The organism is Pseudomonas sp. GW821-FHT02H09, from assembly GCF_059421425.1.
Genome location: NZ_JBWKVA010000004.1, coordinates 44144 through 67846, shown reverse-complemented (window position 1 = coordinate 67846; position 23703 = coordinate 44144). Strand labels below are relative to the sequence as shown.

At 60.7% G+C, this 23703-nt stretch carries 19 protein-coding genes and 2 pseudogenes; 10 read left to right on the top strand and 11 right to left on the bottom strand.

What is annotated here, in order from left to right; all coding sequences use genetic code 11:
- Nucleotides 1-218: 218 nt before the first annotated feature.
- The 3 genes from AC07VR_RS06685 to AC07VR_RS06675 are packed head-to-tail and all read right to left on the bottom strand — an operon-like array spanning nt 219 to nt 2880.
- Nucleotides 219-839, bottom strand: coding sequence for a TetR/AcrR family transcriptional regulator (locus AC07VR_RS06685; protein ID WP_494994949.1), 621 nt, complete (start codon nt 837-839; stop codon nt 219-221).
- On the bottom strand, nt 826-1677 hold the full coding sequence (locus tag AC07VR_RS06680; protein WP_495010773.1) for a 3-hydroxybutyryl-CoA dehydrogenase: 852 nt from the start codon (nt 1675-1677) through the stop codon (nt 826-828). The genes AC07VR_RS06685 and AC07VR_RS06680 overlap by 14 nt, the downstream gene beginning before the upstream one ends.
- Before the next feature lie 18 nt (nt 1678-1695).
- Nucleotides 1696-2880, bottom strand: coding sequence for an acetyl-CoA C-acyltransferase family protein (locus AC07VR_RS06675; RefSeq protein WP_495010772.1), 1185 nt, complete (start codon nt 2878-2880; stop codon nt 1696-1698).
- Nucleotides 2881-3074: 194 nt separating this feature from the next.
- Between AC07VR_RS06675 and AC07VR_RS06670 the strand changes: the two genes are divergently transcribed.
- Together AC07VR_RS06670 and AC07VR_RS06665 are read left to right on the top strand one after the other, a co-directional pair.
- On the top strand, nt 3075-4088 hold the full coding sequence (locus AC07VR_RS06670) for an AraC family transcriptional regulator (protein ID WP_494994952.1): 1014 nt from the start codon (nt 3075-3077) through the stop codon (nt 4086-4088).
- 295 nt (nt 4089-4383) lie between these two features.
- Nucleotides 4384-4572 (top strand): annotated as a pseudogene (locus AC07VR_RS06665) (hypothetical protein); the annotation flags it as partial.
- Here the strand turns inward: AC07VR_RS06665 and AC07VR_RS06660 are convergent.
- The gene (locus tag AC07VR_RS06660) at nt 4569-6461 is read right to left on the bottom strand and encodes a sigma-54-dependent Fis family transcriptional regulator (protein WP_495010771.1); all 1893 of its coding nucleotides are present in this window, start codon (nt 6459-6461) and stop codon (nt 4569-4571) included. The pseudogene AC07VR_RS06665 and the gene AC07VR_RS06660 sit on opposite strands and share 4 nt — an antisense overlap.
- A 352-nt stretch (nt 6462-6813) precedes the next feature.
- On the opposite strand from AC07VR_RS06660, the gene AC07VR_RS06655 reads away from it, so the two are divergent.
- The 5 genes from AC07VR_RS06655 (at nt 6814) to AC07VR_RS06635 (ending at nt 12187) form a co-directional block, all read left to right on the top strand.
- Nucleotides 6814-7890 carry an ATP-NAD kinase family protein gene (locus tag AC07VR_RS06655; RefSeq protein WP_495010770.1) on the top strand — a complete coding sequence of 359 codons (1077 nt, stop codon included), beginning with the start codon at nt 6814-6816 and terminating at the stop codon, nt 7888-7890.
- 2 nt (nt 7891-7892) lie between these two features.
- Complete coding sequence (locus AC07VR_RS06650; protein WP_494992785.1) at nt 7893-8870, top strand: thiamine pyrophosphate-dependent dehydrogenase E1 component subunit alpha; 978 nt, start codon at nt 7893-7895, stop codon at nt 8868-8870.
- Nucleotides 8871-8903: 33 nt separating this feature from the next.
- Complete coding sequence (locus tag AC07VR_RS06645) at nt 8904-9923, top strand: alpha-ketoacid dehydrogenase subunit beta (protein ID WP_495010769.1); 1020 nt, start codon at nt 8904-8906, stop codon at nt 9921-9923.
- Nucleotides 9920-11032, top strand: coding sequence for an acetoin dehydrogenase dihydrolipoyllysine-residue acetyltransferase subunit (locus AC07VR_RS06640; protein WP_495010768.1), 1113 nt, complete (start codon nt 9920-9922; stop codon nt 11030-11032). The genes AC07VR_RS06645 and AC07VR_RS06640 overlap by 4 nt, the downstream gene beginning before the upstream one ends.
- A gap of 90 nt (nt 11033-11122) precedes the next feature.
- Entirely contained in the window at nt 11123-12187 is a 1065-nt protein-coding gene (locus AC07VR_RS06635; RefSeq protein WP_495010925.1) for a 2,3-butanediol dehydrogenase, read from the top strand.
- 78 nt (nt 12188-12265) lie between these two features.
- Here the strand turns inward: AC07VR_RS06635 and AC07VR_RS06630 are convergent.
- From AC07VR_RS06630 to AC07VR_RS06600, 7 genes and pseudogenes are all read right to left on the bottom strand, one after another.
- Nucleotides 12266-12382 (bottom strand): annotated as a pseudogene (locus AC07VR_RS06630) (SAM-dependent methyltransferase); the annotation flags it as partial.
- Between the two features lie 169 nt (nt 12383-12551).
- Nucleotides 12552-13340: an amino acid ABC transporter ATP-binding protein gene (locus tag AC07VR_RS06625; RefSeq protein WP_494992789.1), complete on the bottom strand. Its 789-nt coding sequence runs from the start codon at nt 13338-13340 to the stop codon at nt 12552-12554.
- A 17-nt stretch (nt 13341-13357) separates the two neighbouring features.
- On the bottom strand, nt 13358-14599 hold the full coding sequence (locus AC07VR_RS06620) for an NAD(P)/FAD-dependent oxidoreductase (RefSeq protein ID WP_495010767.1): 1242 nt from the start codon (nt 14597-14599) through the stop codon (nt 13358-13360).
- A 49-nt stretch (nt 14600-14648) separates the two neighbouring features.
- Nucleotides 14649-15359, bottom strand: coding sequence for an ABC transporter permease (locus AC07VR_RS06615; protein WP_494992791.1), 711 nt, complete (start codon nt 15357-15359; stop codon nt 14649-14651).
- Nucleotides 15356-16075 (bottom strand): ABC transporter permease, encoded by a 720-nt coding sequence (locus tag AC07VR_RS06610; RefSeq protein WP_494992792.1) that lies wholly within the window; start codon nt 16073-16075, stop codon nt 15356-15358. Before AC07VR_RS06610 ends, AC07VR_RS06615 begins: the two co-directional genes overlap by 4 nt.
- 112 nt (nt 16076-16187) lie before the next feature.
- Nucleotides 16188-16943, bottom strand: a complete 756-nt coding sequence (locus tag AC07VR_RS06605) for a transporter substrate-binding domain-containing protein (RefSeq protein WP_495010766.1) — start codon at nt 16941-16943, stop codon at nt 16188-16190.
- 12 nt (nt 16944-16955) lie between these two features.
- The gene (locus AC07VR_RS06600) at nt 16956-17831 is read right to left on the bottom strand and encodes a MurR/RpiR family transcriptional regulator (protein ID WP_494992794.1); all 876 of its coding nucleotides are present in this window, start codon (nt 17829-17831) and stop codon (nt 16956-16958) included.
- A 446-nt stretch (nt 17832-18277) separates the two neighbouring features.
- Here AC07VR_RS06600 and AC07VR_RS06595 point away from each other — a divergent pair, with 446 nt between their 5' ends.
- The 3 genes from AC07VR_RS06595 to nahK all read left to right on the top strand — a co-directional run bounded on the left by AC07VR_RS06595 (nt 18278) and on the right by nahK (nt 23636).
- Nucleotides 18278-19462: a porin gene (locus AC07VR_RS06595; protein WP_494992795.1), complete on the top strand. Its 1185-nt coding sequence runs from the start codon at nt 18278-18280 to the stop codon at nt 19460-19462.
- 447 nt (nt 19463-19909) lie between these two features.
- On the top strand, nt 19910-21073 hold the full coding sequence (nosP, locus tag AC07VR_RS06590) for a nitric oxide-sensing protein NosP (protein ID WP_495010765.1): 1164 nt from the start codon (nt 19910-19912) through the stop codon (nt 21071-21073).
- Complete coding sequence (gene nahK / locus AC07VR_RS06585) at nt 21003-23636, top strand: hybrid sensor histidine kinase/response regulator NahK/ErcS' (RefSeq protein WP_494992797.1); 2634 nt, start codon at nt 21003-21005, stop codon at nt 23634-23636. Before nosP ends, nahK begins: the two co-directional genes overlap by 71 nt.
- The last annotated feature ends 67 nt before the right edge of the window (nt 23637-23703 follow it).

Genomic DNA, 23703 nt, shown 5'->3' with positions numbered 1-23703 from the left:
CTAGTTCTGTTAGTCAACTTCGGCGCCAGCAGCCCATATCCTGCGTTGCTGTTCCTCGCCATAGCGGGCTATGACTCGTCACAGCGCCTTGGCTCTGGGCCGCCGGCATCCGAATTTGAGCTAACGAACTAGCCACACAGGCCACTAGTGTTGGTAGGGAGCCGAAGCTCCCTCGCCACAAAGGTCGCCGGGTTAGTCTCTGTTGCCCACCCTCAGGCTCAAGCCACCGCGGCCTGAAGACAGGACGCTCCCGGAGGGCAGGGGCCAAGCAGCCGTTCTATTGCGCCGGTCACCAGGTTCTCTATCAATTCTTCGCGCTCCCGATCATTGAGGCTGTGCTGTGCCACCCAGGACGGGGCGCTGTTGAGCAAGGATGCAATGGCATGTCCGGCGGCCAGCAGTCCATGTTCGGTCAACTGAGTTCGATGGCCAAGCATCGCCAGCAACTGGCGTTCGTATTGCTCGCGCAGCTGCCTGACCCGCTGCTGCTGGTCATCATTCAGGCAGCAACTGTCGCGTTCGGCCAGGCGAAAGTGTCGAGGGAGTTCCCGATGCAGTTTCAGGTGCGCGCGGATGATCACTTTCAAGCTGTTGCGCCCAGGGCCGGCTTTTTTCTCGTTTCGTCTCAGGGTAGCCAGCAGCTCTTCGTAGAATTCTTCGATCAGGTCGAGCAGCAAGTGCTGCTTGCTCGGGTAATGATGGTAAAGCGAGCCAGGCGCAAGCCCTAGATAGGTCGCCAGCTCGCGCATCCCTACCTGGCCGAAACCCTTGTTGGCAAACAGCTCGAGCGCCTTGTCTCGATGCTGCGCGAAGCGAGAGCAGCGCTCAGGCATAAGCATGGAAGCCGCGCCCGCTTTTGCGGCCCAGATAACCGGCCGCGACCATTTCTTTGAGCAGCGGCGCCGGGCGGTATTTACTGTCGTTGAAACCGTCGTAGAAGGCTTCGAGAATCGCCAGCAAGGTGTCCAGCCCGATCAGGTCGGCCAGTGCCAGCGGGCCTATCGGTTGATTGCAGCCAAGACGCATGCCGGTATCGATGTCTTCAGCGCTGGCCAGCCCCTCCTGAAACACCAGAATCGCTTCATTGATCATCGGCACCAGAATCCGGTTGACCACAAAGCCTGGACGGTTGCCGGCAGTGATGGCGGTCTTGCCCAGCCGTTGCGCCAGCTCCAGCGCCAGGACATGGGTGGCATCGCTGGTCTGCAAGCCGCGAATGACTTCAATCAGCCCCATCATCGGCACCGGATTGAAGAAGTGTAGGCCGATGAACCGTTCGGGCTGACTCACGCTGGCGGCGAGCTGAGTAATAGACAACGAAGACGTGTTCGAGGCAATCACACAGTCGGCGCTGACTTGCGCGGCGATCTGTTGCAGTACCCGCAGTTTCAGGTCGAGGTTTTCGGTCGCGGCTTCGATCACCAGTTGAGCGTTTTGCAGGGTCGCGTAGTCCGTGCTGGTCTGGATGTTGTCCAGCGCCGCGAGCTTTTGCTCCCGGGAAAGGAGCTGTTTGGCGATTTGCCGGTCCAGATTCTTGCCCACGGTCGCCATAGCGTTTTGCAGCGCGGTCCCGGAGATATCCAGCAGCGTCACGTTGAAGCCGGCAAGGGCACAGATTTGCGCAATGCCGTTGCCCATGGTGCCAGCGCCGATCACACCGATGTTTTGCAGATTCATGTTCGGGTACTTCCTTAATCAAACGCGTTCGAACAGCACGGCGATGCCCTGGCCACCGCCAATGCACATGGTCGCCAAGGCATAACGTCCCTGACAGCGGTGCAGCTCGTAAATGGCTTTGGTGGCGATAATCGCGCCGGTGGCACCGACCGGATGGCCCAGGGAAATGCCCGAACCGTTCGGGTTGAGCTTGTGCGGATCGAAGCCCAACTCCTGCGCCACGGCACAGGCTTGGGCTGCGAACGCTTCGTTCGATTCGATCACATCAAGGTCGGCGACGGTCAGGCCTGCACGCTTGAGAACCAGTCGGGTGGCGGGGATCGGCCCCAGGCCCATCATCGACGGCTCAACCCCGGCGTGAGCGTAACCCACCAGCCGGGCCATGGGCTTGAGGCCTTGCTCGCGAACGACCGCTTCGGTGGCCATGATCAATGCGCCTGCACCGTCATTGAGTCCGGAGGCGTTGCCTGCAGTGACGCTGCCATCTTTCTTGAATGCAGGTTTCATAGCGCTTAGTTGCTCGGCACTGACATCTGCTCGTACATGCTCGTCAATGGCGAAAGACACCGTGCCTTTGCGTGTCGCCACTTCAATCGGCACGATCTGCTCGACAAAACGCCCTTCGGCAATGGCCCGGGCTGCACGTTGTTGGCTGACAAGGGCCAGTTCATCCTGCATCTGGCGACTGATGCCATAGTGCTCGGCAATGTTCTCCGCGGTGATGCCCATATGGAAGCCGGCAAAGGGATCCTGCAGAACCCCAAGCATGTAATCGATAGCCTGCACATCGCCCATTCGTGCACCCCAGCGCGCTTGCGGCAGCAGGTAAGCACCGCGGCTCATGGACTCGACGCCACCGGCCAGCACGGCCCCGGCATCGCCCAACATCAAACTTTGCGCGGCGCTGACAATGGCTTGCAAACCGGAGCCGCACAGGCGGTTGACGTTGAACGCAGGGGTTTCTTTCGACAGGCCGGCATTCATTGCCACGGCCCTGGAAATGTAGGCATCGCGGGCTTCGGTGGGGATCACATGACCCATCACCGCATGGCCGATATGCTCGGGCGCCAGGCCCGAGCGCTCAATGGCCGCGCGGCAAACGTCGGTTGCCAACTGGATAGGGGTCACGTCCTTCAGCGATCCGCCGAAACTGCCAATGGCGGAGCGCACCGCGCTGACGACGAAAATATCGGAATTGTTCATATCGACTCCTGGAATCAATGTTGCAATCGTTGGCAGTCAGCGACTGGCGTACCATGGGCGCCGTCCGGCTTCAGACGCCCCTACCTGGTATGGATGTGAGTCTAGAGTCCGCAGCAGCGCTGGCCTATGCCATAACTGTTCAAGGACATTGGCGTTTTTTGCCATTTTCAGGCGATGAAGAGAGAAACGTTCAAATGCGGGAAAAGGATTCGGTTGCCGTCTACTTTATGCATGCAATGCTCCATGCACTGCGTGAGAACCCACAGCGCCTGCGGGCGGTACTCGAGCAGGCGGGAATCGACCCGGCGCTGATGGACCAGCCCACGGCGCGGGTGCCGGCCAGTGCTTTTGCAGCGTTGTGGTTGATCCAGATTCGCGAGTTGAACGACGAGTTCTTCAAGCTCGACTCCCACGGCATGCCGCCTGGCAGTTTTGCCTTGATCTGCCGGGCATTGATTCAGGAGCCGAATCTGGAGAAGGCCATGCGCCAGTGCCTGGCCAACTTCGCGCTGTTCCTGCGGGACTTTCGCGGCAGTTTGAGTGTGCGCGGCAAACGCGCCGTCATCAGCCTGCAGACCCGATCGGACAACAACGACGTCAGTCGTTTCGGCGAAGAGACGTTCCTGGTGTTGATGATCAGTCTGCTGTGCTGGCTGGGTGGGCGGCGAATTCCCATCGATCGCGCGGATTTCCGCCATGAACGTTTGTCGCTCAGTGATGATCCATTGCTCTGGGGCGCCAACCTGACTTTCGGCGCGCAGCGCACTGAAATCGAGTTTGCCAGTCGCTACCTGCGTCTGCCGGTGGTTCAGGATCTTGCATCACTCAAAGTGTTTCTGCGCAGTGCGCCGCAATGGCTGGTGATTCGCTTTCGTAACCAGCATGGCCTGGCGGCACAGATCCATCAGCGTCTGCGAAACAGCCATTACGGCCAATGGCCTACTTTGCAGACCTTCGCAATAGAACAGCATCTGAGCCCCAGTACCTTTCGCCGAAAACTGGAGCGCGAAGGCTGTTCGTTTCAGGAGATCAAGGACGAAGTGCGCCGCGGCGTTGCTTTTGAACAGCTGCGCCAGAGCCGGGCGAGCATCACCGAAATTGCCGAGCAGATCGGCTTTCAAGAACCCAGCGCGTTCCACCGGGCGTTCAAGAAGTGGACGGGGGAAAGTCCGGGGCGCTATAGGGCAAGGTTTCAGGACAAGCCCTGATCCCAGTCAGTCAAGAAGAATAAGCGTCGGGCACAAAACCTGTGGCGAGGGGGCTTGTTCCCGGCACCTCTGATCCTCGTAGATTCTTTGAGGATGTTTACAGGTTGATGGGTAAGGAGTGGAAAGATGAGCTTTATAGCGCCAGTCTTGAAGATCGATCCACTTGGTGATTAGGGTGGAGGAGTTGGATCGTTCCCACGCTCTGCGTGGGAATGCCTCACTGGACGCTCCGCGTCCGCTTCGGCAGTGACGCAGAGCGTCACGGGCTGCATTCCCACGCGGGAGCGTGGGAACGATGCATAGGGCCAGTCTTGAAGATCAATCTTCCAACCGTTATATGGCCCTCACCAGCAACGATTGCGATATCCCGGCTCTGTTTGTCGACACTCAAGCTCCCCTCGATGTGTTACTGGAGGCTGCCGATCACCGCATTCGGGCGGTCACTCAGGTGATGGAGAGCCTGGCCATGGCCGGCGCGATTCAAACCGGGCTTCTTCCGGGCATCTCTATCCGGTGCTGATGCACCCGTCGATAAAGCGTCGCACGGGAAATACCCAAGGCTTTTGCGGCGGCTATCGGTTTCCAGCGGTGACGGACCAATGCATCGAGCAGCGCCTGACGCTCTGGACAATCGGTGGTTTCGTTGCAGCCGGTCGAGGGCAGGGCGTCGAGCCCTGAACCCTGTAGTTGCCCCGGCAAATGACTCAACTGGATGACGTGCGCCTCACACACGGCGCAGGCGTAGCGCAGGACATGGCGCAGCTCACGGACATTGCCCGGCCAGCGATAGCCGAGCAGGCACTCCAGCGCTGCGGTGCTGATTTTCACCGACACACCGCACAGCTCCGATTCCTCAGCGAGAACGCGGTTGATCAACGCCAAACGGTCACTGCGTTCGCGCAAGGGCGGCAACTGGAAGCGCGCTCCGCCGAGGCGAAAGTACAGATCTTCACGAAAATCTCCGCTCCTGACCAGTCCTTCCAGGTCACGGTGGGTCGCACAGATCACCTGAATATCCACGACCCTGGACCGAGAAGCGCCCAGTGGCGCTACTTCACCCTCCGCCAGGACCCGCAGTAACCGGGTCTGCAAAGCCAGCGGCATGTCACCAATTTCGTCGAGGAACAGCGTGCCGGTATCGGCCTGTTGCAGCAGGCCTTGCAGGCCTTTGCTCGATGCGCCGGTGAAGGCCCCGGCAACATAGCCGAACAGTTCACTCTCGATCAGGCTCTCCGGGATCGCTGCACAGTTCACCGCGATGAAAGGGCGCTCGCGTCGGCTGCTCGCCTGGTGCAGTTGACGGGCGAACACTTCCTTGCCGGATCCGGTTTCCCCCTGAATCAGCACCGGCAAGTTACGGTCCTTGACTCGTACCGCCAGGCGCAGGCTTTCGGCGATACGCGGGTCAAGTTCCGTGGCGGCGATTTCAACCCGCGAGGACCTATTGGCAGGACGGCGAGGGGCGCTCAAGCGTGCATGCAGTTCACTCTGCCCGCCGTGATTGCGCAGCAGGCAAAGGGACTCGTCCGTCGCTCGATGCAGGATCTGCTGGTCGAATACCTGGCCGATATGCTCGGGGAGTTGACCGTAGCGCTGCAGCAAAAACTGGCGTGCTGCCGGGTTCAGCGCCTTGAGGCTGCCGTCCTCATCCCAGGCGAACAGGAAGTCGGGCTGGCTATCAACATAACCGGGGGTGCTGTGGGCACGCAGCACCCAGTAACCCTGGACGCTGTTCATGAAAAACGCGTGTTCGATTTCCCGGGCGCTCTGCACCACCATTTGCCGGATCAGGTGCTGGGAACGGCGGTCATCGGGGGACTGCACGGCCGACACATCGAGTACCCCGAGCAACTCGCCCTGTGGGTCGAAGACCGGCGCGGCAGAGCAGGTCAGACCGATGAACGCCGCGCGGAAATGATCACGTTTGTGGACCGTGACCGGCGCCTTGGCGGTGAGTACCGCAGCTACTCCGCAGGTGCCTTCTTCGCCTTCCGACCAGCAGGTGCCCAGATACAACCCGGCCTTGCGGCAGTCATTGCGAATTGCCGCATCGACCCGATAGTCGATGGTCTGGCCCTGTGCGTCGGTAAGCAGCACGCAGTAGTCAGCGTCGCGTACCCGGCCATGGAGGCGGGCAACTTCTTCGCTGGCGATACGCAGGAACAGTTCGGAGCGCTCGCGGCATTCATTGAGCACATTCTGCGAAAGAATACGCGGCCCCTGCAACGAGCCGGGGTCGAGATGGTGCTGCTCCATGGAGCGGCGCCAGGAATCGAGAATCAGGCTCGGTACCGGCACTTGCGGCAAGTGCGCGGCATTCTTCAGTACGCGACTGACGCAATCCACATGGGCCTTAGAGTGTGCGGAAAGCATAGGGCCTCCGTTTCCAGCTTTTTGTAGTTGTGCGGCCATTAAGCGCTGTTCATAGCCTTCAGACAAGCGACAGGACGCCGACCGATCGAGGTGAGACGCAACGTCTCAGCGTCTCGCTTTCCTTGCGCGCAACCTGACATGCCGCGTCTCAGAAACGGCGTGCCCCGGGTGCTCCCATATTCTTCATGAACCTCTCTAGTTCGGGCGTTTTCAGCGACTTACAGCGTTATGGCATCGGCCTTGCTCTAGCCCAGGCAACCATAACAATAACGAGAGGTTCCTGTATGTCCCACTGCCGATCCGTTTCCCTGGGCTGCTCCCGACCTGGCTGTTCGACTGTCCGGGTTACGCCATGAGCCGTGCGCCATTGACGGTGGGGATCATTGCCAATCCGGCGTCGGGTCGAGACCTGCGGCGGTTGACCGCCAATGCCGGGCTGTTTTCCAGCACCGACAAGGTCTCAGTGATTCAGCGTCTGCTAGCTGCATTCGGTGCTACTGGCGTCGAGCAGGTGCTGATCCCCACCGACATGACCGGCATCGCCGCGGCAGTGCTGAAGAACAGCCAAAGCCGACAGGCACGCGCCAGTCATTGGCCAGCTCTGGAATTTCTCGACATCACCCTGCGCCAGAGCGTCGAAGACACCCGCAAGGCGGCGCGTTTGATGGCCGAGCGCGGCGTGTCGCTGATTGCAGTCCTGGGCGGCGACGGTACCCACAAAGCGGTGGCGGCCGAGATTGGCGATATCCCGTTGCTGACCCTGTCCACCGGCACTAACAACGCCTTTCCCGAATTGCGCGAAGCCACCAGTGCCGGTCTGGCTGGCGGGCTTTTCGCCAGCGGGCGGATTCCTCCCGAGATTGCCCTGCGACGCAATAAACGCCTGTTAGTCCGCGAGCCCACCCGAGGTGTGTGCGAATGGGCATTGGTGGACGTTGCAGTGTCGTCGTTGCCGTTTATCGGCGCTCGGGCGATCAGCCGCGCAGCGGATCTGGCGGAGGTTTTCGTGACTTTCGCCGAGCCCCAGGCCATCGGGCTTTCGGCGCTGTGCGGCTTGTGGTTTCCGGTGTCCCGCCAGGCCCCGGGCGGAGCCTGGATGCGCCTTGATCCGCAATCTTGCGAGGCGTTGCTGGTACCACTGGCGCCTGGTCTGTTGCAAGGCTGCGGGGTACTCGCCGCCGGCAGCCTGGAGCCGGGCGTCGCCCATTGCCTGTCGTTGCCCAGCGGCACCCTGGCCCTGGATGGCGAACGGGAAATCGAGTTCAACGCCCATGACCGGCCCACCGTCACCCTCGATGCCTGCGGCCCGCTGAGCATCGATGTAACCGCCGCACTGGCCTACGCGGCGCAACGCCGACTGCTGTCCATCGGCCGTGAACACCCGCAACACCCCATGAATCTTTCGACTCGAGACAACCCTGGAGAATAAAGATGTCGACACACCTGTCCGCTGATCAATTGCTGCATGCCTACAAGGTGATGCGCACCATCCGCGCTTTCGAAGAGCGCCTGCACGTGGAGTTCGCCACCGGCGAGATTCCCGGTTTTGTCCACCTCTACGCTGGCGAAGAAGCCTCCGCTGCCGGGGTCATGGCCCATCTTGGCGATGACGATTGCATCGCCTCCAACCACCGTGGCCACGGTCATTGCATCGCCAAAGGCGTCGATGTGGACGGGATGATGGCCGAGATCTACGGCAAGAAAACCGGGGTCTGCCAGGGCAAGGGCGGCTCCATGCATATTGCCGATTTCGAGAAAGGCATGCTCGGCGCCAACGGTATCGTTGGTGCCGGAGCACCCCTGGTAGTCGGCGCGGCGCTGGCGGCCAGACTCAAGGGCACCGACAGCGTGGCGGTGGTGTTTTTCGGTGACGGCGGCTCTAACGAAGGCGCGGTGTTCGAAGCGATGAACATGGCTTCGGTGTGGAATCTGCCATGCCTGTTCATTGCCGAGAACAACGGTTATGCCGAGGCCACGGCGTCCAACTGGTCAGTGGCCTGCGATCACATTGCCGACCGTGCCGCCGGGTTCGGCATGCCTGGGGTCACGGTGGACGGTTTCGACTTCTTCGCCGTTCAAGAAGCCGCCGGCGCCGCCGTCGAACGTGCCCGCGCCGGCGAGGGTCCGTCGCTGATCGAAGTCAAATTGACTCGCTACTACGGCCACTTCGAGGGCGATGCCCAGACCTATCGGGCCCCCGACGAAGTGAAGCATTTTCGCGAGCATAACGACTGCCTGATGCAATTTCGCGAGCGCACCACTCGGGCCGGGCTGGTCGATGCCAGCCAACTGGACCAGATCGACGATGAGGTCGAGCGGCTGATCGAAAACGCGGTGCGCAAGGCCAAATCCGATCCCAAACCGACGGCGGCCGACCTGCTCACCGACGTTTACGTCTCCTATCCCTGAACGCCCCCAATAACAAGAATCGAGACCTTCATCATGGCGAGAAAAATCAGCTATCAACAGGCAATCAATGAAGCCCTGGCCCAGGAAATGCGCCGCGACCCCAGTGTATTCATCATGGGCGAGGACGTGGCGGGTGGCGCCGGTGCCCCCGGTGAAAACGACGCCTGGGGTGGTGTGCTCGGGGTCACCAAAGGGCTTTACCACCAATTTCCCGGACGGGTACTGGACACTCCCTTGTCCGAACTGGGCTATGTCGGTGCTGCTGTCGGCGCTGCGACCTGCGGTGTGCGGCCGGTATGCGAGTTAATGTTCGTCGACTTTGCCGGCTGTTGCCTGGACCAGATCCTCAATCAGGCGGCGAAATTCCGCTATATGTTCGGCGGCAAGGCCTCTACGCCGCTGGTCATCCGCACTATGGTCGGCGCCGGCCTGCGGGCGGCCGCTCAGCACTCGCAAATGCTCACCTCTCTGTGGACCCACATCCCCGGCTTGAAAGTGGTCTGCCCGTCGACGCCCTATGACGCCAAAGGTTTGTTGATCCAGGCGATTCGCGACAACGATCCGGTGATTTTCTGTGAGCACAAGATGCTCTACAGCATGCAAGGCGAGGTGCCGGAAGAGCTCTATGCGATTCCTTTTGGCGAGGCCAACGTCCTTCGCGATGGCAAGGACGTAACCCTGGTTTCCTACGGCCGCACGGTCAATCTGGCGATGGACGCGGCCCGCAGTCTGGCGGGGCGCGGTATCGACTGCGAGGTGATCGACCTGCGCACCACCAGCCCGCTGGATGAGGACAGCATCCTTGAAAGCGTGGAAAAGACCGGACGCCTGGTGGTGATCGACGAAGCCAACCCGCGCTGTTCGATGGCCACCGACATTTGCGCACTGGTGGCGCAAAAAGCCTTTTCGGCCTTGCGGGCACCGACCGAAATGGTCACCGCGCCGCATACTCCGGTGCCGTTCTCCGACGCCCTGGAGGACCTGTACATCCCTGACGCGGCGAAGATCGAAGCCGCGGTGCTCAAGCTCATCGAGTGGAGGACGCGCCCATGAGCCAGATCCACACCCTGACCATGCCCAAGTGGGGGCTGTCGATGACTGAAGGGCGGGTCGACGTCTGGCTCAAGGAGCAGGGCGATGCCATCGTCAAGGGCGATGAAGTGCTCGATGTGGAAACCGACAAAATTTCCAGCAGTGTCGAAGCGCCGTTTTCCGGGGTATTGCGACGCACCATTGCGCGTCAGGACGAAACCCTCTCGGTCGGTGCCTTGCTCGGCATCATCGTCGAGGGAGAAGCCAGTGAGGAAGAAATCGACGCGGTGGTCGAGCAGTTCCAGGCCAGCTTCGTGCCGGGAGATGCTGGTGATGAAGACAGCGGGCCAGCACCGCAAAAGATCGAGCTGGACGGGCGCATCATTCGCTATTTCGAGCGCGGAGACGGCGGCACGCCGCTGCTATTGATACATGGCTTCGGCGGCGATCTGAACAACTGGATGTTCAACCACGAAGCGCTAGCCGCCGGGAGACGGGTGATCGCACTGGATCTGCCGGGCCACGGCGAGTCGGGCAAGACGCTATTGCGCGGTGACCTTGATGAATTGAGTGAGGTGGTACTGGCGTTACTTGATCATCTGGACATTAAGGCCGTGCATCTGGTCGGGCATTCCATGGGCGGGGCGGTGTCCTTGAACACTGCGCGGCTTGCAGCACAGCGGGTGCGCTCGCTGACCCTGATCGGCAGCGCTGGTCTGGGGGCGCAGATCAATGGCGATTACCTGCAAGGCTTCATTGACGCGACCAACCGCAACGCGCTCAAGCCACAACTGGTGCAATTGTTCTCCAATGCAGAATTGGTGAACCGTCAGATGCTCGAAGACATGCTCAAGTACAAGCGACTGGAAGGTGTCGATAGCGCCTTGCGCCAACTAGCCTCGACGCTGTTCGCCGCAGGGCAACAGCAGGTCGACCTGCGTGCAGTGGTGCAAGACGGACCGCAACCGGTGCTGCTGATCTGGGGCAGCGATGACGCGATCATTCCGGTTGCGCACACCGAGGGTTTGTCAGCGCAGGTCCAATTGCTCCCGGGCCAGGCGCACATGGTGCAAATGGAAGCGGCGGAGCAGGTCAACCGGCTGATTCTCGACTTTGTGCAACAACACTGACGGCGTCCCCGGCTGCCTTCGCGGCAGTCGGGACTGAGCGATTTCAAGGAGAAACGATCCATGAGTCTTTCAAGCAAGCAAACCCGCAGCATGCGCGCAGCCGTCTGGCATGGCCGCAACGATATCCGCGTGGAAGACGTGCCGCTGCCCATCGCGCCACCTGCCGGCTGGGTGCAGATCCGCGTGCAGTGGTGCGGCATCTGCGGCTCCGACCTGCATGAATACGTTGCAGGGCCGGTGTTCATCCCGGTAGACGCACCGCACCCGCTGACCGGGATCAAGGGCCAATGCATTCTCGGCCATGAGTTCTGCGGTGAGATTGTCGGGATGGGTGCCGATGTAAACGGCTTCACGGTCGGTGAGCAAGTGGCCGCCGATGCCTGTCAGCATTGCGGCACCTGCTACTACTGCACCCACGGGCTGTACAACATTTGCGAGAACCTGGCCTTCACCGGGTTGATGAACAACGGTGCCTTCGCCGAGCTGGTCAACGTCCCGGCCAACCTGCTGTACAAACTGCCGGCCAACTTTCCCGCCGAAGCCGGCGCACTGATCGAGCCGCTGGCGGTAGGCATGCATGCGGTGAAAAAAGCCGGCAGCCTGTTGGGTCAGAACGTGGTGGTGGTCGGCGCCGGGACCATCGGCCTGTGCACCATCATGTGCGCCAAAGCGGCCGGAGCCGCCCAGGTCATCGCCCTGGAAATGTCCAGTGCGCGAAAGGCCAAGGCAGTGGAAGTCGGCGCCAGCCACGTGCTGGACCCCAACCAATGCGACGCACTGGCCGAAGTTCGGCGCCTGACCGGTGGCCTGGGCGCGGACGTCAGCTTCGAATGTATCGGGAACAAACACACGGCCAAACTGGCCATCGATCTGATCCGCAAGGCAGGCAAATGTGTGCTGGTGGGCATCTTCGAAGAGCCGAGCGAGTTCAACTTCTTCGAGCTGGTAGCCACCGAGAAACAGGTGTTGGGGGCCTTGGCCTACAACGGCGAATTTGCCGATGTGATCGCTTTTATTGCCGATGGCCGGCTGGATATCACGCCACTGGTGACCGGGCGAATCAACCTGGAACAGATCGTCAGTCAGGGCTTTGAAGAACTGGTCAACAACAAGGAGCACAACGTAAAGATCATCGTGTCGCCGAATACACTCTGATCGGTTTGAAACGCTGGAAGCGTCGATGGCCTATGCGGGCCATCGCACGTTCTTCTCACAGAGGGGCAATGGGACTGTTCAGCCCTCTTTGCAGGTAATCCAGGCGCCCCAGAACAGGCTGCTGAAAAATCGTGTAGCGGTGCCAAAACCTGCATCGTTGAGCAATTGCTGTATCGCGGCTTCGGAATGTATAGGAGCGAGCTTGCTCCGGGCGGCGTTCCGACGATGGACCTGAGGGCGACGCGTCTATCCAACAAACACGCGTCATCGTTAACGTCATCGCGAGCAATCGAGCGTCGACCGGCTGCTCCTACAAAGGCTGCGTTCGCTTAACTGACCGGCATTAGCCGATCCCGGCCCCGTCTCAATGCACAATCTGCGCAAGAAACGCTTTGGCCCGTGCGCTCTTCGGCGCGCCAAAGAAGTCATTCGGCGGTGCATCCTCGATGATTTTTCCGCCGTCCAGAAACAGCACCCTTTCAGCTACTTGCCGGGCGAAGCCCATTTCGTGGGTGACGCAGAGCATGGTCATGCCGCTGCCGGCGAGTTTGACCATGACGTCGAGGACTTCACTGACCATTTCCGGGTCCAGCGCTGAGGTCGGCTCGTCGAACAGCATGATTTTCGGTTCCATGCACAGCGCCCGGGCGATGGCCACGCGCTGTTGCTGGCCGCCGGAGAGTTGGCTGGGGTATTTGTCGGCCTGGTTTTCGATGCCGACTTTGTTGAGGTAGTTGCGCGCCAGTTCTTCGGCTGTTTTACGCGACAGGCTGCGTACCGACATCGGCGCCAGGGTGCAGTTGTCGAGGACGCTCATGTGCGGGAACAGGTTGAAGTGCTGGAACACCATGCCTACTTCGCTGCGCACTTTGGCGGCTTGGCGGGTGTTCTGCGACAGGTCGGTGTCGTCGATCAGGATGCTGCCTTTTTCGGCGATTTCCAGACGGTTGATGCAGCGGATCAAGGTCGACTTGCCGGAGCCGGACGGTCCGCAGAGGACGATGCGTTCGCCTTCGCGGACTTTCAAGTCGATACCGTGCAGCACATGGAAGGCGCCGTAGAACTTGTCCAGCCCGCTGATATCGACCACGACTTTGCGGGTATCGGGGGCAGCGAACACAGGGGGTTGCAGCAGGGCAGTACTGGTTTGCATGCTCAGGTCTCCAGCAATCAATGGAAGCGATCGGCGCTGTAGGGCGCCGGGTCGGTAAACGGCATGCTGCCGGTCATCATTTCAGCCAGCAGGCGACCGCTGACCGGACCCAGGGTCAGGCCGTGATGAGCGTGGCCGAAGTTGAACCAGAGCCCCAGGTGGCGACTGGCCGGGCCAATCACCGGGCACATGTCCGGCAGGCACGGCCGGCGACCGAGCCAGGGTAGGGCATCGAGGCGTTCACCCAGCGGGTAGAAGTGCCGGGCATGCTCTTCGCAGCGGCGCAGCTGGATTTCATTGATCGGGTCATCGCTGTCGGCGAACTCGATGCCGGTGGTCAAACGAATGCCGCGCATCATCGGCGCCAGCACGTAGCCGCCCACCGGATCGAGAATAGGGTGATGCAAATGTGTGCCGGGCTTGGCCGCGTAGTGCATGTGGTAGCCGCGCTTGATCGCCAATGGAATGCGATAACCCAGAGGTTCGAAAAGATCTCGGGCCTGGGGGCCGAGGGCGATCACTGCCTCGTTGCCGGTGATCAGGCCCTTGTCGCTTTGCACCTGCCATTGGCCGTTGTTTTGGCGCAGGGTCAGGGCGTCGCCAAGGACGAAGGTTCCACCGCGGTTTTTGAACAGCTCGGCGTAACCCCGGGTCAGGCCGCCCGGATCGCTGACGGTCTTGGGGTCCAGCCAGTGCAGGCCCCCGATAATGTCGGCATGCAGCCCGGATTCGCGCTGGTGGATCTGCTGTTGGTCGAGGACCACATAGTTCAACCCGTACTCGCTCAGATCCAAGGCATCCTGTTGGGCCTTTTCGAATGCGGCCGGATCGCGAAAGGCTTCGATCCAGCCGTCGCCTTGAATCAGTCCGGTCATGCCTGCCGGTTCCGCCAGCAGGTCATGTTCGCTGACGCAGCGCTCCACCAGCGGCAGCATGGCGCGGGTGGCCGCGGCCAGTCCTTTGGGGCCAGAATGGCGCCAGTACTGCAGCAACCATGGGCCGGCCTTGGGCAGATGGCGCAGGCTGTAGCGCACGTCGGACTGTTGGTTGAGGCCGTAGCGCAGCAACTTCGAGAACTGGCGCGGGAACGCGTAGGGGATCACGCTGGCGCGCTCGATCAACCCGGCGTTGCCGTGGCTGGTGCCGTTGCCCGGTTGCTGGCGGTCGAGCAGCAGCACTTTGCGGCCGCGAGCCTGCAAATGTAACGCCGTGCTGACGCCGACAATCCCGGCGCCAAGAACAATGGTTTCGCAATGCATGGATAGATCCTTGGTACACGGGCAGCGATGGCCGCCCGGGAAAGTCGGTTCAGTTCAAATGACGGCCCAGGCGGCCTTCGATCAGTTTCAGGCTGCGTCGCACCACTTCAACGATCAGCAGATAAAGCACCGCGGCCCACAGGTAGATCTGGAAATCGAAGCTGCGGGAGAAGGCCAGCTTGGTCACACCCATCAGGTCGTAGATGGTCACCAGCGAGGCAATGGCGCTGGCCTTGATCATCAGGATCAGCTCGTTACCCAGCGGCCCGATGGCCACCAGCAACGACTGCGGCAGGATGACTTTGCGAAAGGTCGTCCAGCGCGACAGGCTCAAGGCTTTCGAGGCTTCGCGCTGGCCCTGGGCGACCGCCAGGAGGCTGCCACGCAGAATTTCGGCCTGATAGGCCGCAGTGTTCAGCGTGAACGCCAGCAATGTGCAGAACCAGGCATCACGGAAGAACCACCACAGACCGACGTCCTGCCAGAAACTTTTGAACGAACCCAGGCCGTAATACAGCATGAACAGCTGCGCCAGAAGCGGCGAGCCACGGAAGAAGTACACGTAGGCGCCGGTAAAGCTGCGCACAAAACGGTTGCTCGATAGCCGGCCCAGGGCGATCAGCAGGCCGAGCAGGGCGCCCAGCGTGAAGGAAATCGCTACCAGTTTGCCGGTCACCAGCAACCCGTCGATAAAGCGCGCCCCATAGCGCTCGATCAGTTCGGGGCTGAGGAACAGGTTCAGCACATCATCGAAGCTCATGGCCGGGCACTCCGTTGATGGCGGCTGAAGTACTGCTCGAGAAAGTGGAACAAGCGACCGGACAGTGCCGAGAAAAACAGATAACCGAAGCAGGCCACGGCGTAGAAAAACATCGGCTCCTTGGTCACGCTGACGGCCAGGTTGGTCTGACGCATCAGGTCTACCAGTGAAATGGTCGATACCAGCGAGGTGTCCTTGAGCAGTGATAGCCAGTTATTCGACAGACCCGGCAGGGCAATGCGAGCCAGTTGCGGGAGCACGACTTTGCGAAAGGTGGTGCGCTTGGACAGCCCCAGTGCTGCGGCCGCTTCGAACTGCCCCTTGGGCACGGTCTTGAAGGCACCGAGCCAGATCTGGCTGGAAAATGCGGCGAACACCAGGCTGAAGGCGATCATCGCGGCAACGAAGGTGTTGATCGTCACTTCGGTCTGATAGCCCATTGCGGCGAGAATCTTCTGCGCGGCGATCTGGCAACCGTAATAAATGATCAGCAGCGTCAGCAGCTCGGGTAGCCCACGGAATACGGTTGAAAACGCTGTGGCCCAGACCCGCAGCCAGCGTCGTCTGGAGCGCGCCGCCAGCGCCACACCCAGGCCCAGCGGCAAGCCGATCGGCACACAGCTGAGGGCCAGGGCGATGGTCACCACAGCACCGGCCAACAAGGCCGAACCCCAACCGCCGCTGGCAAAAGATAACAGTGACAGATGTTCGAACATGCCCGAACCCTCTCGCGAAATTAAGCCTGCACGCCGCCGACGCGCTCACACGAAGCGCGGGGCAGGGGTGCCGGAGAAGAAGGTCCAGAGCCAGTGCCCTGGACCTGAGGGATCAATAGATATCGAAGGCGAAGTAGCGGCTGGAGATCTTTTTATAGGTGCCGTCAGCGACGATCTCATCCAGCGCCTTGTTGAAGCGCTCACGCAGGGCATCGTCACCCTGGCGCACCGCGATGGAGGCGTCGGCGGTGGTGCCGTTGACGTCACCAATGATCTTGCAGCAGTCCTTGCCGGTACTTTGAGCCCAGGCCACCAACGGAAACTTGTCGGCAATCACCCCGTCAATTCGACCGGAGACAAGATCACTGTTGGCTTCGTCCAGCGTCGGATAGAACTTCACATCGGCACCGGCCGGGCCGTAATGCTCTTCGGCGTAGATCGCCTGGGTCGAGGAGGACTGGGCGCCGACCGACCGGCCTTTGAAGCTGGTCTGGGCATCGGTGATGTTCGAGTCCTTGGCCACGGCTATCGACAGCGGCGTACGGTAGTAGTGATTGGTGAAAGCGATCTTCTTTTTGCGCTCATCGGTGGCAATCATCGAGGCGACCACCGCATCGTATTTCCTGGCCATCAGCGCCGGGATGATGCCTTCCCAGTCCTGAGCGACGATCGTGCATTCAACCTTCATTCGCTCGCACAGGACGTTGGCGATGTCGACGTCAAAGCCGTGGAGTTTGTTGTCCGAGTCAACGTAGTTGAACGGCGGGTAGGCACCTTCGGTGGCGATTTTCAGCACTTCAGCCTGGGCGCCCGATACACCGGCGATGACCATTGCACACGCACTTGCAAAGCGAATGACGTTTTTCATCTAACACCTCGATTATTGTTTTGGTCCTGGTGAGGATGTGTATCCAACAAACTCGTTATGTAAGGCAGCGGTTGCTTCAAGACGTCTTTCGACTTCGGGGCCCAACTGCTTGCACACCTCGTTGACCAACAGGTGCACCAGCGACAGCATCGACGCCGTGGACTCCCAGAACAGATTGAACTCGGTGGGTACGCGGAACACTTCGTCGGCGTTTTGCTCGGCCCAGTCGCAGAAGGTGTCGGTGACCAGGGTGACTGCAATCCCGGCTTCACGGGCCTTGCGGCACAGGTTCAGGGCGTGACGGGAATAACGCCGGGCTTCGAACACCACCAGCGCGCACTCCTCAGGGTTACTGAGCAGCACGTCGGCGAAATGCCCGGCGGCGCCGTCCACCAGTTGCACGCCGTCGCGCAGGTACTGCAGCAGATGGACCATGGACGCGGCGATGCCGCGTTCGGTCTGGAATCCGGCAACAAATACCTTGCGCCGAGTGGCCAGGCGCTGGCTGACGGTTTGCCAGGCCGGGGTCAGGCTGTATTCGTAGACTTTCATCAGCGCGCCGACTTCCAGTTCGAAGCTGCGCGGCAAGCCTTCAGGGCTCTGGCTGGACTGCTGACGGAACTCCTGCAAACGGTCACCCACCAGCCAAGGACCTTCGCCCAGGTCGACTTTCAGGTCGTTTTTCAGGTCTTTGAAATGGCTGTAACCGATGGAGCGGCAGAAGCGCCCGACGGTGGATTCGCTGACGCCCAGCCTGGCGGCGATATCGGCCGAGGTCTGGAACGGTAACTCGTAGAGGTTGGCCAGCATGTAATTGGCGATCGCCCGGCCCGAGGCGGAGGCGGTCGACAGGCTACTTTCAAGGCGTTGTTTGATGGGCTGGCTCAAGGCTGTTTCCTGTTGTTATTCAGCGCTTGGAGCAGAAGGTGAATGTTTTCTGTCATTAAGTCAATATTTGACAGAAAACTGGCATTAGTGATGGCTTCCGTAGCAGCTGCCGAAGGCTGCGTTCGGCTGCGAAGCAGTCGTGAAATCAGGCAGCGCGGTGTTTCAGGTTAACCGTGGACATAGGGTTTACGACTGCTGCGCAGCCGAACGCAGGCTCAGCCAGCTGCTACGGGGAGCGGCGACGGGTTAGTCGGTCATCCCATTGGCAAGCCCGTGCAAGCCTTAAGTCTCGTACCTCTTGGCAACCCGGTCTTACACCGAATTTGCCGGGCCGCTCCCGCCCAATCCAAAGCACCTGCCTATTGCCGCCAAGGCAGCATATAAGCCGGCGCACCGCCTTTTGATAATCGCCTCCGACATTTCGTCCCCCGTTTGCGGAGCGCGCCATGCACAACAATAAGAAATTCCAGCACTGCTTCTTGCCTGCCTTGATTGTCAGCTTTTCGACCCTGGGCGTCAGTTCGATGGCCGAAGCCGAAATCATGCTATACGACAAGGATCAGACCACGTTCTCCACCGATGGCTACATCAACGCCTTTTACGTCAACAGCAAAGTCGACCGCGCCGGCGATCAATTCGATCGGCGCCAGGCGCGAGTGAAGATGGGCTTCTTGCCCAACTACCTGGGTTTCAACATGGGCAAGCAAGTCGACGACTTGAAGCTCGGGGCGCGGGCGTCGTTCTGGGTAACCATCAACGACAGTCAAACCAACGGCACCGACACCGCCATCGATGTACGCCAGTTCTACGGCACCGTCGCCAACCCCGAGTGGGGTGAAGTGCTGATCGGTAAAGACTTCGGCCTGTTCGCTCGCTCTAACATCCTGCTCGACGAAATGCTTGCCGGTTACGGCCAGGTCAGTGACAGCCTGGGGCTGGTGGATGGCGGCGGGGTGTCGTTCGGCAACATTGGCACCGGTTACCCGTACCCGTTTCCCACCTCGCAAATCACCTACCGCACACCGCTCATGGACGGCTTGCGGGTTGCGGTAGGGATCATGGATCCGGTGGACACCAACGACAGCAGCGCACTGGGCAAGGCCCATCAGGAAAACCCACGGACCGAGAGCGAGATCACCTACCAGTTCGATGTCGCCGGGGCGAAGATCTACAGCTGGGTCAACGGCAGTTACCAGACCTCGGACAACACCGACTCCACGGTCAAGTCGGTGACCTCCAAAGGCGTCGGTTACGGCGTGCAGGCGAAGATGGGCGGTTTGTCCCTGACCGGCTCCGGCTTCCAGGCCAAGGGTATCAATCCGTTCTTTACCAACAACGCCGGCAAAGCGACGCTGCGCGAAGTCGATAGCGACGGCTATCTGCTACAGGGCTCCTACAAGCTCGGTAAAAACCGCCTCGCGCTGTCCTATGGCAAGACCAACGACGATGGCAACGGCGTGGTCGGCAGTGGTGCGGACTACGACACTCGGGGGATAGCGCTGTTCCATGACGTCAATGACAACCTCAAGCTGGTGGCCGAGTACAACCAATTCAAAATCAACGGGCACGACACCGTTGCCCAAAATGAACACACCGATACCTTCGCCGTGGGAGCGGTGTTGACCTGGTAACCCGACCGGATCTGCCCGCGCTGCGCGCATCGCGGCGTGGTGCCGATAAGGAATCTCTGACTCCGTACATCCCCCCGTAGCAGCTGCCGAGCCCGCGAGGCTGCGTTCGGCTGCGCAGCAGTCGTAAATCCTGATTCCACGGTTTGTCTGAAAGACCGCAGTGCCTGATTTTACGGCTGCTGCGCAACCGAACGCAGCCTCGCGGGCTCGGCAGCTGCTACGTGAGCCGAACGCAGCAAGCTGCTACGTGAGCCGGGCGCGGCCTTCGACAGCAGCCCCTACAGTTGGTCTCAGGTTTGCGGCCCCGTGGCGAGGGTGCTCACGTTTGCTGTCAGCCACCCGCACTTCATCCCATGGAACCGCCTACCCGCTACCCAAGTAGCATACGGGCCGCGTCGCTGGCTTCGTACACTCATGGCTCAGACAGCGCACCTGCGGGAGGCGAATATGCAACAGGGCCAGGCCGATGGCGTCGTCAGTGCAATGTCCCAGGCCACCGATGCTCAGGAGGCCGCCCAGGATCTGGCGCGGCAACTGCTGCATCCGCATTTGGGTTTCGTACTGTTCTTTTGTTCCGCCGAGTACGACTTGCAGGCCTTGGGCCCGGCCTTGCAACAGAGCTTTGGCGGAATCCGCCTGGTGGGTTGTACCAGCGCCGGAGAAATCACTCCCAATGGCTATGGCCGGGGCTGCATCACCGCGGTGGGTTTCGATCACCGGCATTTTTCCATCGCCATCGAGCTGATCGATCAGATGGCGCACTTGAGCCTGATCGATGCCCAGCAAATGGTCGAACGTCTGGTGGGCGACTGTCGCAGCAATACCCTGGCGCCAATCAAGGGCAACAGTTTCGCGCTGACCTTGCTCGATGGCCTGTCCAGCCGCGAGGAAATGGTCCTTGCGGCGCTGAGCGCAGCCCTCGGCGACATCCCGCATTTCGGCGGCTCGGCCGGCGATGACAACTACCTGACCCATACCCATGTGTATTTTGGCGGCGAGTTCCACAGCGGTGCTGCGGTGGTGGTGCTGGTCAATACCTGGCTGGACTTCGAGGTCTTCACCACCCATCACATCCTGCCGCGCGAAGAGAAACTGGTGGTCACCCGTGCCGACAGCGCCTCGCGCCGGGTCTACGAGCTCAATGCCGAGCCTGCCGCCGAGGAATACGCCCGACATATCGGCGTACCGGTGGCCGAGCTCGATCACCGGGTGTTCGCCGCCCATCCACTGGCGGTGCGCATCAATGAGCAGTATTACGTCAGGGCCATTCAGCAGGTGCACCCGGACCTGAGCCTGAGTTTCTACTGCGCAGTGGAAAACGGCATCGTGCTCACCGCCATGACCCCAGGGCCGCTATTGCCGAACTTGCAGACGCTGTTCGAAGGCCTTGAGACGCGTCTTGGCACGCTACTGCTGACGATAGGTTGTGACTGTTTCCTCAGGCGTCTTGAGCTCGAAGACAACGGCAGCCTTGAGCAAATCGGCGCCTTCCTGCGCGAGCAGCGGGTGATGGGCTTCAACACCTACGGAGAACAGTTCAATGGCATGCACATCAACCAGACCTTCACCGGCGTTGCCATTGCTCGAAACCGGCCCCCCGTCAGCCGCTGATCTCTACGAACAGATCGCCCGGTTGCAGCATGAAAACCGCAAGCTGCAACGGATCAACGGCGCGCTGATCGAACGGATCGAATCCGGGGGGACCCGTGGCAACGATCCGTATTCGGCGTTTCAGCATTCGGTGGTGCTGGCCGAGCAGGTGCGCGAGCGCACCGATGCGCTGAATCAGGCGATGGCTGAACTCAAGGCCGGCAATCATCTGCTCAGCGAAGCCCGGCTGCGGGCGGAAACCGCTCACCGGCACCTGATCGATGCGATCGAAAGCATCTCCGACGCCTTCGTGTTGTTCGATGAAAATCAGCGCATTGTGCTGTTCAACAGCCGCTTCAAGGCGTTCTGGGCCAATAGCCGGATACGGATCATTGCCGGGATGCGGCTGGCCGAGGTCAAGCGATTGATGACCGGCACCGGCCTGTTCAACGAAGAGCCGCGAGGGCATGCCGATGAACATTTGCTCTACCGGTTGCATAACGGTCGCTGGTTGCAGGTCAGTGAACGGCCGACTCAGGAAGGCGGGCGGGTGATCCTCTTCACCGATATCACCGAAGTCAAACTCAGCGAAACCGTGCGCCGTGAGCAGGCTGTCGCGCAAAAATCCCACTTGCTGCAGCGCGCCGTCGACAACCTGTCTCAGGGCGTGGCGATGGTTAACGCCGAGGGCGTGCTGGAGTTATGGAATCGTCGATTCCTCGAGTTGAGCGGCCTGGCGCCGGTGGCGGCCCATCGGCTGTTTACCGAAGTGATTGGCGACAGCGAGTTAAGCCTGCTGACCCCCGCCAGCCGCGATGCCAACGGGCGGATCGTCCATGAGTGCGAACAGCGGCTCTACGATGGGCGAGTGCTGGAAATCCGCACTCATCCGTTGCCGACCGGCGGTTTCGTCAACACATTCACCGACATCACCGAGCGTTACCAGCACGCCGAAGCCCTCAGCGAGAGCGAACGCTGGATTCGCCTGATCACTGACCATGTGCCAGCGCTGATCGCTTACCTGAATGCCGATCTGGTCTACGAATTCACCAACAAGGTCTATGAACAATGGTACTGCTGGCCACGCGGCGTGATGCTCGGCCAGAGCCTGCGCGAGGTCCACAGCGAAGAGCATTACCAGCGTCTGGAATCCTATGTGGCGCGGGCGCTGGCCGGGGAGAGTGTGACGTTCGAGTTCCCCGAAACCAACATCAACAATCAGGAGCGTTACATGCTGCGCTCCTACGTGCCGAACCGCTTGGCCACTGGCGAGGTGGTGGGAATTTTTGTGTTGATCCGCGACATCACCGAGCGCCGACGCACCGCCGAGGCGCTGCATCAGGCTTATCAGAACCTTGAAGTGCGGGTTCGCGAGCGCACCGCCGAGCTGACCACCCTCAATGGTCAATTGCTGCGCGAGATCGATGAGCGCAGTCGCGTCGAATCGCGATTGCGTGAGGCAAAGCTGGAGGCGGAACAGGCCAACCTGTCGAAAACCAAATTTCTCGCCGCGGTCAGCCACGACCTGTTGCAACCGCTTAACGCCGCGCGGCTGTTCACCAGCGCGCTGCTCGAACGCCGCGAACCGGTGGCCAACGCCGCTCTGGTGCGCAACGTCAGCAACTCATTGGAGGACGTGGAGAATCTACTGGGTACATTGGTGGATATCTCCAAGCTCGATGCCGGGGTGATCAAGGCCGATATCGCACCGTTTGCCCTCAGCGAGTTGCTGGAAAACCTGGCGGCCGAGTACGCCCAGGTGGCCCGCAGCGAAGGCCTGCAACTGCACTTCGTGGCCAGTTCGGCGCTGGTGCGCAGCGACATTCAGTTGCTTGCACGGATTTTGCGCAACCTGTTGAGCAACGCTATTCGTTACACCGTCCGTGGCCGCGTGGTGCTGGGCTGTCGTCGGCATCGTCAGCGGCTGTCGATTGAGGTCTGGGACAGCGGGATGGGCATCGAGGACAATAGGCTGGAAGAGATTTTTCAGGAGTTCAAACGCGGCGATGTGCAGCGGCCGAATCAGGATCGTGGTTTAGGGTTGGGTCTGGCGATCGTCGAAAAAATCGCCGGCATTCTCGGGCACCGGATCACCGTGCGCTCCTGGCCGGGCAAGGGTTCGATGTTTGCCGTCGAGGTGCCACTGACCCACAGTGCACCGAAGGTTGCGCCGCAGTTGCCCATAAGCGAGCCGATGCTGGAGCGCTTGCATGGGGCGCGGATCTGGGTGCTGGACAATGACGCGGCGATTTGCGCAGGAATGCGCACGCTGCTGGAAAGTTGGGGTTGCCACGTGGTGACGGCACTCTCGGAAGAAGACCTGGCGCGCCAGGTGGATAATTACCACGCCGAGGCTGAACTGCTGATCGCCGACTACCACCTGGACCATGGCAAAAACGGCGTCGATGCCGTGGCGCTGATCAATGCCCGGCGCGCATCACCCTTGCCGGCCCTGATGATAACTGCCAACTACAGCAACGAACTGAAACTGCAAATGCGCGAGCTGGGCCATACCTTGATGCACAAACCGGTACGGCCGATGAAGCTGAAGATGGCGATCAGTCATTTGTTGGGGCGGCCGTGAGACGCGCCGCGTAACTTGTGGTGGGGCATTGCCCTGCCCCTGTAGGAGCGGGGGGTGGTGGGGGGGG

Bases quoted from the DNA above. Each gene is read 5' to 3' on its own strand.
- AC07VR_RS06635 (WP_495010925.1), top strand. From the start codon at position 11,123: ATGCGCGCAGCCGTCTGGCATGGCCGCAACGATATCCGCGTGGAAGAC.
- AC07VR_RS06605 (WP_495010766.1), bottom strand. From the start codon at position 16,943: ATGAAAAACGTCATTCGCTTTGCAAGTGCGTGTGCAATGGTCATCGCC.
- AC07VR_RS06625 (WP_494992789.1), bottom strand. From the start codon at position 13,340: ATGCAAACCAGTACTGCCCTGCTGCAACCCCCTGTGTTCGCTGCCCCC.
- AC07VR_RS06595 (WP_494992795.1), top strand. From the start codon at position 18,278: ATGCACAACAATAAGAAATTCCAGCACTGCTTCTTGCCTGCCTTGATT.
- nahK (WP_494992797.1), top strand. From the start codon at position 21,003: ATGGCATGCACATCAACCAGACCTTCACCGGCGTTGCCATTGCTCGAA.
- AC07VR_RS06660 (WP_495010771.1), bottom strand. From the start codon at position 6,461: ATGCTTTCCGCACACTCTAAGGCCCATGTGGATTGCGTCAGTCGCGTA.
- AC07VR_RS06680 (WP_495010773.1), bottom strand. From the start codon at position 1,677: ATGAATCTGCAAAACATCGGTGTGATCGGCGCTGGCACCATGGGCAAC.
- AC07VR_RS06645 (WP_495010769.1), top strand. From the start codon at position 8,904: ATGGCGAGAAAAATCAGCTATCAACAGGCAATCAATGAAGCCCTGGCC.
- AC07VR_RS06615 (WP_494992791.1), bottom strand. From the start codon at position 15,359: ATGAGCTTCGATGATGTGCTGAACCTGTTCCTCAGCCCCGAACTGATC.
- AC07VR_RS06685 (WP_494994949.1), bottom strand. From the start codon at position 839: ATGCTTATGCCTGAGCGCTGCTCTCGCTTCGCGCAGCATCGAGACAAG.
- nosP (WP_495010765.1), top strand. From the start codon at position 19,910: ATGCAACAGGGCCAGGCCGATGGCGTCGTCAGTGCAATGTCCCAGGCC.
- AC07VR_RS06650 (WP_494992785.1), top strand. From the start codon at position 7,893: ATGTCGACACACCTGTCCGCTGATCAATTGCTGCATGCCTACAAGGTG.
- AC07VR_RS06655 (WP_495010770.1), top strand. From the start codon at position 6,814: ATGAGCCGTGCGCCATTGACGGTGGGGATCATTGCCAATCCGGCGTCG.
- AC07VR_RS06640 (WP_495010768.1), top strand. From the start codon at position 9,920: ATGAGCCAGATCCACACCCTGACCATGCCCAAGTGGGGGCTGTCGATG.
- AC07VR_RS06620 (WP_495010767.1), bottom strand. From the start codon at position 14,599: ATGCATTGCGAAACCATTGTTCTTGGCGCCGGGATTGTCGGCGTCAGC.
- AC07VR_RS06610 (WP_494992792.1), bottom strand. From the start codon at position 16,075: ATGTTCGAACATCTGTCACTGTTATCTTTTGCCAGCGGCGGTTGGGGT.
- AC07VR_RS06670 (WP_494994952.1), top strand. From the start codon at position 3,075: ATGCGGGAAAAGGATTCGGTTGCCGTCTACTTTATGCATGCAATGCTC.
- AC07VR_RS06675 (WP_495010772.1), bottom strand. From the start codon at position 2,880: ATGAACAATTCCGATATTTTCGTCGTCAGCGCGGTGCGCTCCGCCATT.